Annotated in this window: 9 protein-coding genes and 1 pseudogene; 8 read left to right on the forward strand and 2 right to left on the reverse strand. The window is 61.3% G+C overall.

Annotated elements, in window-relative coordinates; all coding sequences use genetic code 11:
• Window positions 1-43: 43 nt before the first annotated feature.
• A pseudogene (locus tag ACAX43_RS18130) lies at window positions 44-179 on the reverse strand (aminocyclopropane-1-carboxylate deaminase/D-cysteine desulfhydrase family protein); the annotation flags it as partial.
• Window positions 180-337: 158 nt separating this feature from the next.
• Here ACAX43_RS18130 and msrB point away from each other — a divergent pair.
• The 8 genes from msrB (at window position 338) to ACAX43_RS18170 (ending at window position 11,747) form a co-directional block, all read left to right on the forward strand.
• Window positions 338-850, forward strand: a complete 513-nt coding sequence (gene msrB, locus ACAX43_RS18135; RefSeq protein WP_370709799.1) for a peptide-methionine (R)-S-oxide reductase MsrB — start codon at window positions 338-340, stop codon at window positions 848-850.
• A 19-nt stretch (window positions 851-869) separates the two neighbouring features.
• Complete coding sequence (gene msrA, locus ACAX43_RS18140; protein WP_370709800.1) at window positions 870-1,613, forward strand: peptide-methionine (S)-S-oxide reductase MsrA; 744 nt, start codon at window positions 870-872, stop codon at window positions 1,611-1,613.
• 446 nt (window positions 1,614-2,059) lie between these two features.
• Complete coding sequence (locus tag ACAX43_RS18145; RefSeq protein WP_370709801.1) at window positions 2,060-2,956, forward strand: MipA/OmpV family protein; 897 nt, start codon at window positions 2,060-2,062, stop codon at window positions 2,954-2,956.
• A 147-nt stretch (window positions 2,957-3,103) separates the two neighbouring features.
• On the forward strand, window positions 3,104-5,254 hold the full coding sequence (katE, locus tag ACAX43_RS18150) for a catalase HPII (protein WP_370710026.1): 2,151 nt from the start codon (window positions 3,104-3,106) through the stop codon (window positions 5,252-5,254).
• 288 nt (window positions 5,255-5,542) lie between these two features.
• Window positions 5,543-9,103, forward strand: a complete 3,561-nt coding sequence (locus ACAX43_RS18155) for a response regulator (protein ID WP_370709802.1) — start codon at window positions 5,543-5,545, stop codon at window positions 9,101-9,103.
• A gap of 18 nt (window positions 9,104-9,121) precedes the next feature.
• The gene (locus ACAX43_RS18160; protein ID WP_370709803.1) at window positions 9,122-9,967 is read left to right on the forward strand and encodes a protein-glutamate O-methyltransferase CheR; all 846 of its coding nucleotides are present in this window, start codon (window positions 9,122-9,124) and stop codon (window positions 9,965-9,967) included.
• Window positions 9,968-9,977: 10 nt separating this feature from the next.
• The gene (locus ACAX43_RS18165; protein ID WP_370709804.1) at window positions 9,978-10,604 is read left to right on the forward strand and encodes a chemotaxis protein CheB; all 627 of its coding nucleotides are present in this window, start codon (window positions 9,978-9,980) and stop codon (window positions 10,602-10,604) included.
• Window positions 10,605-10,613: 9 nt separating this feature from the next.
• Window positions 10,614-11,747 (forward strand): response regulator, encoded by a 1,134-nt coding sequence (locus tag ACAX43_RS18170; RefSeq protein ID WP_370709805.1) that lies wholly within the window; start codon window positions 10,614-10,616, stop codon window positions 11,745-11,747.
• 147 nt (window positions 11,748-11,894) lie between these two features.
• Here ACAX43_RS18170 and ACAX43_RS18175 read toward each other — a convergent pair whose 3' ends face one another.
• Entirely contained in the window at window positions 11,895-12,161 is a 267-nt protein-coding gene (locus tag ACAX43_RS18175; protein WP_370709806.1) for a hypothetical protein, read from the reverse strand.
• Between the last annotated feature and the right edge of the window lies 1 nt (window position 12,162).

Here is a 12,162-nt window from a genome sequence, read left to right on the forward strand (position 1 = left end):
GACTTAACGCGGGCCGGGCACTGCCTGTGGCGCTTCCTGCCGCTTATCCGTTGCGGAAAATGAAGCTGGACCCATTCAGGGCAGGCACGCCGCCCAAGTGCGCGTACAACACCCGAACCCGCCGGGAATTCGCCGTTTCTCACCATGTCGATCATGCCGTGCATCGATTTGCCCTGCCACGTCGTGACAATTTCCCTTGTAATCGCCGCCGTCGCGCAAAAAGACGCGCATGCTGTCATAAACCCCTCTCGTGGCCGACTAAGCGTCGAGACCACTCGCGGGCGGCGCAACGAGCGCCTGAACGGGTGAACGGTACGGACTTTCCGGGAAGATCATCATGGCTTGCAGCAGACGGACATTCTTCAGGTTAATCGGCGCGGTGTCGCTCGCCGGCGGCACCGCGGCATGGCGCACGGCACGTGCAGGGGATACGGGCGCCGCAGCAGCCTACGAGGTCGCGCACAGCGACGCCGAATGGCACAAGCTGCTCACGGACGCGCAGTACCACGTGCTGCGCGAAGCGGGCACGGAGCGCCCATTCAGCAGCCCCTTGAACGACGAGCACCACGCAGGCACGTTCGCGTGCGCCGGTTGCAAGCTGCCGCTGTTTTCGTCGAAGACGAAATTCGATAGCGGCACGGGCTGGCCAAGTTTCTGGCAGCCGCTGGACCACGCGGTCATCACGCATACCGACAAGTCGTTCGGCATGAGCCGTGACGAAGTGCTGTGCCGGCGCTGCGGCGGCCATCTGGGGCACGTATTCGACGACGGCCCTAAACCGACCGGTCTGCGCTATTGCATGAACGGCCTCGCGCTCACTTTCACGCCCGCATCGCGCGGCACGAGCTGATCGAATCAGGATGGACATCATGAACATCGAGAAACGCATTATCGGTAAACCGGCCCGCTCGCGCGCGGCGGCCATCGCGCTTTCGTTTGGGCTCGGTGCCCTCGCGCTGCTGCTGGCGCAGCGCGTGGCATTCTCGTCGGAGGCCGCGGTGGTGATTGCGCCGCCCGCGCTTGACGAGCCGATTTCCGCCACGACCGCGCACGAAGAAACCGCTATATTCGCGGGCGGCTGCTTCTGGGGCGTGCAGGGCGTGTTTCAGCACGTGCGGGGTGTCACCAAGGCGGTATCCGGTTATTCAGGCGGCCAGCGCGACACCGCGCAGTACGAGACCGTCAGTGGGGGCGACACCGGCCACGCTGAATCCGTGCAAGTCACGTTCGACCCCACCAAGGTCACCTACGGGCAGTTGCTCCAGGTGTACTTTTCGGTGATTCAGGACCCGACCCAGTTGAACCGCCAGGGGCCGGACAGCGGTACGCAATACCGCTCGGCGGTGTTCCCGCAGAACGAGATGCAGAGGCGCGTCGCGCAAAGCTACATCGCGCAACTGGATAAAGCGCACGCCTTCCCGGCGCCGATCGTCACGAAGACGGAGCCGTTCAAGGGCTTCTATCCGGCCGAGTCTTACCACCAGAACTACCTGACGCTGCATCCGAACTCCGCCTATATCGCAATCAACGACATGCCGAAGGTCGCGAACCTGAAGCGTCTGTTTCCGAACCTCTATCGCGACAAACCGGTGCTGGTGCAAGCGGCTCAGTAAGCCCTCAAGCGAAGCTTGCGCAGCAAGCTCTCTTTTCCCGGCGCCGCGTTGCGTGGCGCCGGTGGCCTTTTCCCGGTTCTCTTCCGGGTTACCTCCTGCCTTCCATCATCGCCACGGCACGCTTGCCAGCGGCCGCTGGTCCGTCCGCCCGACTGTCCTTGTATTTTGCCGATCTGATCCTGCGCGCCAGCGTTCAGGCCCACATTTTGCACAGATGCGTCCGTCGGCAAATCTTCCGCACGGTTCTGTTCGTACAAAAGCCGCCATGTGCGCGCGGTCATCAGGTTCTAGCCGAGCGGAGTGCCGGGCAGTGCGTGCCGTCTGCTGAAAAAATTACATGCCGCGCGTTGCAATGCGGTGCTCGTCTGGATGTTTTAAAAGTCCATTGCCGACGTCGGGCTAGAGACATAAACCTCTTCGCGATACGCGAGAAATGGAGGCTTCTGGTGTTGAACAGCCGTAGAAAGCGGAACGGCAAGCTCCGCAATAAACAAACAGGCCTCGCGGCAACTTCGCTGGTCGCCGTGACGCTCGGCGGTATCGCCGCTTTGCCGGGCACGGCCTTGGGCCAAACGCCTTCGCCGTTGGCCGAATGGCAGTACTCCGCCGGCATTTCGTTGCAGAAGATGTGGCAGCCCAATATTCCGGACTGGCAGGTGCGCGTGGGCGCGGCGACGTCGTTCCAGCCCCGCTACGAGGGTTCCAACCGGTATCACCTGATGGCCGGTCCAAGTGTCGACGTACGCTACAAAGACCTGTTCTTCTTTTCGAGCGGCGAAGGTCTCGGGGTCAACTTCGCACAAGGGCAGAATTGGCGCGCGAGTCTCGCCGCCGTCTACGACCTCGGGCGTCGCGGACATGACGATCCGCAGGAACTGAACGGCCTTGGCAACATCAATCCCGCGCCGGGCGTCAAACTGTCCGGCGAATATGTTGTCTCGAAGGATTTCCCGCTCGTGCTGCGCGCGGACGTCAGGCGCTATTTCGGCGGCTCGAACGGCTGGATCGGCAATCTCGGCGCCTATCTGCCCATGCCGGGCAGTTCGCAAAAGTTCTTCTGGTTTGCCGGGCCGAACGTGACCCTCGCGGACTCGACCTACATGAACAGCTGGTTCGGCGTGAATCAGAATCAGGCGGCGCACTCCCAATACTCGCAGTATCACGCAAGCGCGGGCTTCAAGTCGGTGGGCTTCGGCATCAGCGCGGTGTGGCTGTTCGACAAGCACTGGTTTGCCACGGCGGACGGTGCATTTGAACAACTGGTCGGCAGTGCGGGTAATAGTCCGATTACGCACAGCAGGGCCAACGGCGTGGCCGATATATCCATCGACTATCGTTTCTGATAACGCGTTGCTCGGCTTGACAGTATCGGCACACGGCTCTGGCGCGCCGTCTATTAGTCCATCAGCCTGGTCGGTTAGAAACGGGAATGCGCGACCAGGCGTTTGCGGGTACATCGTTTGCTGCCTCCTTCGGGTGCGTTAGACCGGATATCCTCCGGCGCGCCCGAACGCAAGGAGCAGATTCCCATGGCAGGTAAAACGAATGCGCAGAAGCCCGCAGCGAAGCCCGCGCACGCTAACGATCCGAAATCGAAGGATCTCGAACAGTTTCGAGTCAGCCCCGACGGTCAGGCGCTGAGAACCAATCAGGGCCTGAAGATCGCCGACAATCAGAACAGCCTGCGCGCCGGTCCGCGCGGCCCGTCGCTGCTTGAAGACTTTATCCTGCGTGAAAAGATCACGCACTTCGACCATGAACGCATTCCTGAGCGCGTCGTCCATGCGCGCGGCTCCGCGGCGCATGGCGTGTTTCAGGTGTACGAGTCGATGAGCGAGTACACCAAGGCGGCATTCCTGCAGGATCCGAACGAGCAGACGCCGGTCTATGTCCGTTTTTCGACGGTGCAGGGCCCGCGCGGTTCGGCCGACACCGTGCGCGACGTGCGCGGCTTTGCAGTGAAGTTCTACACGCAGGAAGGTAATTACGATCTGGTCGGGAATAACATGCCGGTGTTCTTTATTCAGGATGCCATCAAGTTTCCCGACTTCGTGCATGCGGTCAAACCAGAAGCGCCGAATGAAATGCCAACCGGCGGCTCCGCCCACGATACGTTCTGGGACTTCGTCTCGCTCGTGCCCGAGTCCACGCATATGGTGCTGTGGACTATGTCGGACCGCGCGATTCCGCGCAGCCTGCGCACCATGCAAGGCTTCGGCATTCACACGTTCCGCTTCGTGAACGCGCAAGGCAAGGGGCGTTTCGTCAAATTTCACTGGCGCCCGGTGCTGGGCGCGTATTCGCTGTTGTGGGACGAAGCGCAGAAGCTGGCCGGCAAAGACCCCGATTTCCACCGGCGTGACTTGTGGGAAGCGATCGAAAAGGGCAACTTCCCTGAGTTCGAACTCGGCGTGCAGATCGTCGAGGAACAGGACGAGCACACGTTCGACTTCGACCTGCTCGATCCGACCAAGCTGATTCCGGAAGAGCTGGTGCCGGTGAAGATCATCGGCAAGATGACGCTCAATCGCAATCCGGACAATTTCTTCGCCGAGACCGAACAGGTCGCGTTCCATCCGGGGCACATCGTACCGGGTCTCGATTTCTCGAACGATCCGCTGTTGCAAGGGCGTTTGTTTTCGTACACCGATACGCAGATCAGCCGCCTGGGCGGCCCGAACTTCCACGAGATTCCGATCAACCGGCCGGTGGTTCCGTTTAACAACAATCAACGCGATGCGATGCACCGTCAGGCCATTCACGTCGGGCAAGCGTCGTACGAGCCGAATTCGGTGAGCGGCGGCTGGCCGAAGGAAACCGATCCGGCGCCGTCCGACGGTGGCTTCGAAAGCTATCAGGAACGCGTGGAAGGGACCAAGATTCGCGTGCGCAGCGAGTCGTTCGCGGATCATTTCTCGCAGGCCGCGCTGTTCTACAACAGCATGTCTCAAACCGAGAAAGATCATATCGTCTCGGCTTATCAGTTCGAACTCGGCAAGGTGACGAGGCCGGAGATTCGCGCGCGCGTGGTGAACGAGATTCTGGCTAATTTCGATGCGGGGCTTGCAGCGAAGGTTGCCGAAGGTCTTGGCTTGCCGGCGCCGAAGAAAGGCACGGCAAAGCTTTCAGGTCCGAAAGCGTCGCCGGCGCTGAGTCTGCTCAATTGCGGTAAGCCCGGCCTCAAGACCCGCAAGATCGCCTTGCTGGCGGCGCCAGGCTCCGATGGCGCCGCGATCAGGAAGCTGCAAGAGACGCTGCAAGGCGAAGGCGCGACGCCAATGCTGATCGCGCCGACGCTTGCTGCCATTGACGGCATGGCGCCGGACGCAACGATTGCCGGCTTGCCGTCGATCATGTTCGACGCCGTGATCGTGGTGGGGGGCGAGGCCGGCGCCAAGATGCTGGCGCAATCAGGCGATGCACGGCATTTCGTGCTCGAAGCGTTCAAGCACCTGAAGGCGATTGCGGCCATCGGCGCGGGGCGTGACGTGCTGGCTGCGGCTCACCTGCCGGCCAATGCCGACGGCGTGGCAACCGGCGACGACAAGCAGGCTGCCGAAGTGCTGAAGACGTTCATCCAGGCCGCTGAACAGCATCGCGTGTGGTCGCGCGCCGCGCAGGCGGAGACGGTGCCGGCGTAATCGCGTCGTGAGTTAAGCAGTCGAGTGGGTCGCAGTCGAGTGGGTCAAGCAGAACTGGCCGGTGAGAACCGGCCAGTTTTTTTTGTGAGTGCGCTGAAGCCGAATGCTACGGATTTACCCCGCGTTCCACTGCGCCGATGCCGGTTTCCCCGCTCTCAAAAGGAATACCCGGAATACCCGGAATACCCATCCTGTATGATTACGCCCGTCGCGTGGCGATATAAAAACCACAAAAACGGCGAAAAAAATTCCGAATTCATTCGATCCACCAAGCCGAAGACAGAAAAAATGACCGTATCTCAGGCCGTCGACCAGAATCGTTTTCGCAGCATCATCCGCCGCAACATTGCACTGCCCTTAGGCGTCGGTGTTCTCACGATGGCCGTGTTCGTCGCGCTGATCGCCTACCTCGTTTCAACGATGAACTGGGCCGAGCACTCCGAGCGTGTCATCGGCCAGGCCAACGAAATGCTGCGTCTTGCGGTCGATCGCGAATCGTCGATGCGCGGCTTCCTGATCACCGGCGACGAAAGCTTTCTCACGCCCTATGAAACCGGTGGCCCGAAGTTCAAGACGCAGATCGAAGCACTGCAGGGGATGGTCTCCGACAATCCGCCACAAGTCGAAAGACTCAAGCAGATCGAAGCGGTTCAGGAACGCTGGAGCCACTTCGCCGAGGACATGATCGACGCGCGCCGCAGGCATCTGGATTTCGAAAACGCGGTGGCGAGCGGTCGCGGCAAGTTCGAATTCGACGAAACGCGCCGCGAATTCGGCGATTTTCTCGATGTCGAATTGGGCCTGCGCGAGCAGCGCGCCGAGGCGACCCGCCGCGTGACCACCACGTTGGTGAGCGTGTTCCTGCTTTTCAGCCTGAGCTTGAGCGGCTTGCTTGCCTGGGTGGGGCGCCGTGAACTGATGAGCCTGTCGTCCACCTACGATGGCATGCTGAGCCAGCAGGCAGAACAGACCGACAGACTGCAAGGGCAGGTGTGGCTGCGCTCCGGCCAGCGCCTGCTTGCCGAAAAGGTCGTCGGGCAGGCGTCCCCGCAACTGGTCGGCCGCGCGATGCTCGACTTCCTCGCCCAATACCTGGATGCCGCCGTCGCCGCGCTCTACGTGCGCGACAAACAGCACGGCACGTTGCGCCGCATCGCCACCTATGGTTTCAGCCGCGAAAGCGAGCAAGCCGCCGCGCGCAACTTCGAAGAGGCGGAAACGCTGATCGGTCAGGCGGCCGTCGCACGCCGCACGCTAGTACTGCGCGATGTGCCGGACAACTACATACAAGTGGTGTCCGCCACGGGCAAAAGTGCGCCGAGAAATCTGCTGGTCATGCCGATCGAAAACGACGGGCAGGTCAACGGTGTCGTCGAACTGGGCTTTATTCGCGAGCTGACGGCGCGCGATCAGGAGTTCATGGAGCTGATCGGCAACAGCATGGGCGACTTCGTCGAAGCGGCGCTGTATCGCGAGCGTCTGCAGGACGCGCTTGCCGAAACCCAGCAGTTGAACGAAGAACTTCAGGTTCAGCAGGAAGAGTTGCGCGTCTCGAATGAAGGCCTGGAAGAGCGCGGCCGCGCGCTGATGGAATCGCAAACGCGCCTTGAGGCGCAGCAGGCTGAGCTTGAGCAGACCAACGTACAGCTCGAAGAATATGCGCAGCGTCTCGAGCGGCAGAAGTCGGACCTGCTGCGCGCGCAAGACGACCTGGCCGCCAACGCGGCGCGCCTTGAGCAGTCGAGCCGCTACAAATCCGAGTTCCTCGCGAACATGTCGCACGAATTGCGCACGCCACTGAACAGTTCGCTGATTCTCGCCAAGCTGTTGCAGCAGAACCGCACCGGCAATCTGTCCGAAGAGCAGGTGCGTTACGCCGAGACGATCCACGCGTCCAACAGCGATTTGCTGGTGCTGATCAACGACATCCTCGATTTGTCGAAGGTCGAGGCCGGTCAGGTCACGGTCGAACTCGAAACGGTATCGATCGACGCGACTCTGCAGTCGTTGCAGGAAATGTTCAAGCCGTTGGCCGCGACCAGGCATTTGAGCCTCGCCTTCGACCGTCTGCCGGGCACGCCCGACACGTTCGTCACGGATGGCCAGCGGGTCACGCAGATCCTGCGTAATCTCCTCTCGAATGCCGTGAAGTTCACCGAACATGGCGAGGTGGCGCTCTCGGTCGCGCCGGCTGAAGACAAGATGCTGCGTATCGACGTTCGAGATTCCGGCATTGGTATTGCAGCGGACAAGCTGGACATGATCTTCGAGGCGTTCCAGCAAGCCGACGGTTCCACCAGCCGCCAATACGGCGGCAGTGGTTTGGGCTTGTCCATTTCGCGCGAGTTTTCGCGTCTGCTCGGTGGCCGGATCACCGTCGCCAGCGAAGTGGGCAAAGGCAGTGTGTTCACGCTGTGGTTGCCGCTCGATGCCGAGGCGGCATTGGCGGGCGGCCAGCATGCGCAAACGGCGGCGCCGGTCTTCGCACAGACTGAGGCGCAGTCGGCCCGGCAGGTGGCCGTCGAGACCGCGTCGGAGCCGCTGCTGATCCGCACACCGTTCAACAGCAGCCAACCGGCCGTGATAACGGCCGCCAACGGCCTGTCCGAGGACAATGCATCGGAAACCGCAAACGGCCCCATCGCAGACGACCGCGACAACCGCACCCGTACCGGCCGCCTGATCGTCGCGGTCGAAGACGATCCCGTGTTTGCCGAGATTCTCCGCGATCTGACGCACGAGCTCGATTTCGATTTCGTTCACGCCAGCACCGCCGCCCACGGCCTCGCGCTGGTGCGTGACATGCGCCCGGCCGCAGTGCTGCTCGACGTCGGCTTGCCCGACCGTTCCGGCCTGACCGTGCTGGAGTGGCTGAAGAACGATCCGCTCACGCGCCACATTCCGATCCATATCGTTTCGGCCACCGACCACGCCGCCAAGGCGCTGCACCTCGGTGCCATCGGCTATACGCTCAAGCCCACCGCGCGGACCACGATGGAAGCCGCGATCCGCCGTCTGGAAGCGCGCCTGCAACAGCGCCTCAAACGCGTGCTGGTGATCGAAGACGACACACCGATGCGCGAAAGCATCCGCGCGCTGCTGCAAAGCGAGAACACCGAAATCGTTGCGGTCGCAACCTTGGCGGAGGCGCTCGAGTACCTGTCTAAGTTCACCTTCGACTGCGTGGTGACCGACCTCGCGCTGCCCGACGGCACCGGCTACGATCTGCTCGAAAGGCTGGCCGCGAACACCGCGCACGTGGCGCTGCCGGTGATCGTCTACACGGGCCGCATGCTGTCCGATGAGGAAGAGCACCGCCTGCGCCGCTATTCGAAATCGATCATCATCAAGGGGGCGAAATCGCCGGAGCGTCTGCTCGATGAAGTCACGCTGTTCCTTCATAGCGTGGAGTCGTCGCTGGCGCCTGAGCAGCAGCGCATGCTGCGCACCGTGCGGCAGCGGGACAATGCCTTCGAGGGCCGCACCATCCTGTTGGCCGAAGATGACGTGCGCAATATTTTTGCGCTCTCGCACGTACTGGAGCCGCTCGGCGCGAAACTTGAGATTGCGCGCAACGGGCGCGAAGCGCTCGACGCGCTGGCTAATGGCCCTGAAGTGCACCTGATCCTGATGGACATCATGATGCCGGAGATGGACGGGTTGACGGCAATGGGCGAGATCCGCCGCAATCCGCGTTTTGCGCATCTGCCGATCATTGCGCTGACCGCGAAGGCGATGGCGAACGACCGCACCCGCTGCCTCGAAGCCGGCGCCGACGATTACGTGTCCAAGCCGATCGACGTGGACAAGCTGGTCTCGCTGTGCCGCGTGTGGCTGCGGCAACGGTAGTTGGGAAACAGGAACAGGATGAGCCAGTCCGAATTTGACGCGCCGCAACGCATCAGCGATTTCGACATCGAGTTGAAACTGCTGCTGGAGGCGATTTACCTCAAATACCAGCACGATTTCCGGCACTATGCCATGTCGTCGCTGCGGCGCCGCCTGTCACAGGCGCTCGAGGAGTTCGGACTGAGGACGCTGTCGCAGTTGCAGGACCGCATCATGCGTGACGGCGACGAGTTTTCGCGGCTGTTCCAATACCTGACGGTGCAGGTCAGCGACATGTTCCGCGATCCGTCGTATTTCCTCGCGCTGCGCGAACATGTGGTGCCGCGTCTGCGCACGTATCCGTCGATCAAGGTGTGGGTGGCCGGGTGCAGCACGGGCGAGGAACTATGGTCACTGAAAATCCTCTTCGACGAAGAAGGCCTGACTGAGCGCACCCTGTTCTATGCGACGGACATCAGCCCCGATGCGTTGGCCCGCGCCGAGTCCGGCATCTACGCGCTCGAGCGGATTCAGGGCTTCACGCAGAATTACCTGGCGGCGGGCGGCAAGCGTTCGTTGTCGGACTATTATCATGCGGCGTATGGCGGCGCGCGCTTTGCCGGTTCGCTGAAAGACCGCGTGGTTTTCGCCGACCACAGCCTGTCTACCGACGAAGTATTTCTCGAAGCCCACCTGGTGTCGTGCCGCAACGTGCTGATCTATTTCGATCGAGGCTTGCAGGATCGCGCGCTGGGTCTGTTTGAAAACGCGCTGGTGCGGCGCGGTTTTCTCGGTTTGGGCAGCAAGGAAAGTTTGCGTTTTTCCCGTCATTACGAAGCGTTCGACGAGTTCCGTTCGAGCGAACGCATTTATCAGAAGCGCTAGCACGGTCATCATGTCTCGCTCAACCGACAAGCCAGCCGTCGAAGCCCAGCCGGGTGCTGTCGAAGCACACGGCTTCGAGCTCGTGGTAATCGGCGGCTCAGCCGGCGGCGTAGAAGTGTTGAACGTGCTGCTCGGTGCGCTGCCCGCGAGTTTTGCGCCGGCCGTGATGATCGTCACGCACCTGCTGCCGGATTCACCGAGCTACCTCGTGCAAGCGTTCGCGCATCGTTGCGCGTTGCCGGTGCTCGAACCGGACGCAGGCGAGCGCATCATGCCGGGCCGCGTACATGTTGCACCGCCAGGCTATCACATGCTCGTGGAAGTGGATCGCACTGTTGCTCTCTCGACGGATGCCGCCGTGCGCTTTTCGCGGCCGTCGATCGATGTGTTGTTCGAATCCGCGGCCTCAGTGTATGGGGCGCGTTTGCTGGCGATTCTGCTCTCCGGCGCCAACGACGACGGCGCGCAAGGCCTGAAGCGCGTGCGTGCGCTCGGGGGCACCGCGTGGGTGCAGGCGCCGGATAGCGCAAGTTCTCCTGAAATGCCGCGTGCCGCGATCGAACGCGGCGCGGCCGATCACATTTATTCTCCCGAAACCATGGCCCGGCGGCTTGCCGCATTGCCGGCCTACCTCTGATCCGATGCTATGACGAACTCACCCGTGAACATCCTGATCGTCGACGACATCGCCCACAACATTACCGCGCTCGAAGCCTTGCTGGTGCGGCCGGACGTTGCCGTGCTGGTGGCGGACTCGGGCACGGCGGCACTCGATCTGCTGCTCAAGCATGAAGTGGCGCTGGCGATTCTCGACGTCAACATGCCGGGCATGAACGGCTTTGAACTGGCCGCCTTGATGCGCGGCAGCCCGCGAACCTCGCACGTGCCGATCATCTTTCTGACCGCTACGGCGCAGGACGCATCGCGGACGTTTCGCGGCTACGAGGCCGGCGCGGTCGATTTCCTTTACAAGCCGTTCGACCCACGGATTCTGCAATCGAAGGTCGATGTGTTCGTGCAGCTCGAGCAGCAGAAGCGCCAGCTCGCGGCGCAGCTCGTGACGACGCGGCAGATGCTGGAAGCCAACGAGATGTTGATGGCGGTGTTGAGTCACGATTTGCGTACGCCGCTTGGGGCGGTGCTGGCGTCGGCGGAATATTTGATGCGTACGGCGGCCGACGAGCAATCGGTGACGGTGGCGGCGCGTGTCAAGAACAGTTCGCTGCGGATGGCGCGGATGGTCGATCAGTTGCTCAATCTTGCCCGTTTGCAGGGTGGGCGTTTGCCCTTGCAGCCGCGCTCGATTGAATTGGCGACGTTGTGCAGATCGGTGATCGACGAATTTGCTTCGCGGGAGAATGGCAAGCGGATTGTGTTCGCCAGCAGTGGGAATACCGCGGGTGCGTGGGATGCGGATCTGATTTGGCAGGCCGTTTCTAATCTGGTGAGCAATGCGTTGCATCATGGCGCGCAGGGCGGGGATATTAGCGTCGAGGTGGATGGCCAGTCTGTTGAGTCGGTGCGGTTGAAGGTCGCTAATCGCGGGACGATTCCTTCTGAGGTGTTTCCTCATCTGTTCAAGGCCTTTGGGCCGAATATCGGTGGGGCGCGGCCGCGCGAAGGTTTGGGGCTTGGCTTGCATATCGTGCAGGAGATTGCGCGCATGCATGGGGGGAATGTTTGTGTTAATTCCGACGAGGCTGTAGGGACTGTTTTTACTATTGAATTGCCGAGGATGGTGACGTTGGTTAGGGGGTCTTTTACTGGGCGTGGTAGGTAGTCGGGGGTCCGGTTCAGACTAATACGAATAAACGGGCTGAATCCTGTGATGTCCAGAATTCAGCCCTCGCGGCCCTAGCCAAGAACTGTCTGACTTTGCGGGGTCAGTTCAATTTCTTGCGCTTCTATTTTAATCGCTGCGGTCGCGTTACCAATCCTCCCCGCTGGCGAGGACTTCTGCGTGATAAGCGCGAGCGCGCCTTGAAATCTCGTCCCATTGTTCAACAGTCAGGGACCGGTCCCTGCTGGTTTCGTAGACAGTAAGTACCAGATTGTTGTCCTTCTCAACGGCAAGCTCCATGAATGGATTGAACTTGCCGGGGTCGTAAGACTCGCCATCTTCAAAAAGATGGACAGCAATGTATGGGTGCGCGGCGGTGACGTCAGCGAATAACTCAAAATATAGCGTGGCCAAT

This window comes from Paraburkholderia sp. IW21 (genome assembly GCF_041321145.1).
Classification (GTDB): Bacteria; Pseudomonadota; Gammaproteobacteria; order Burkholderiales; family Burkholderiaceae; genus Paraburkholderia.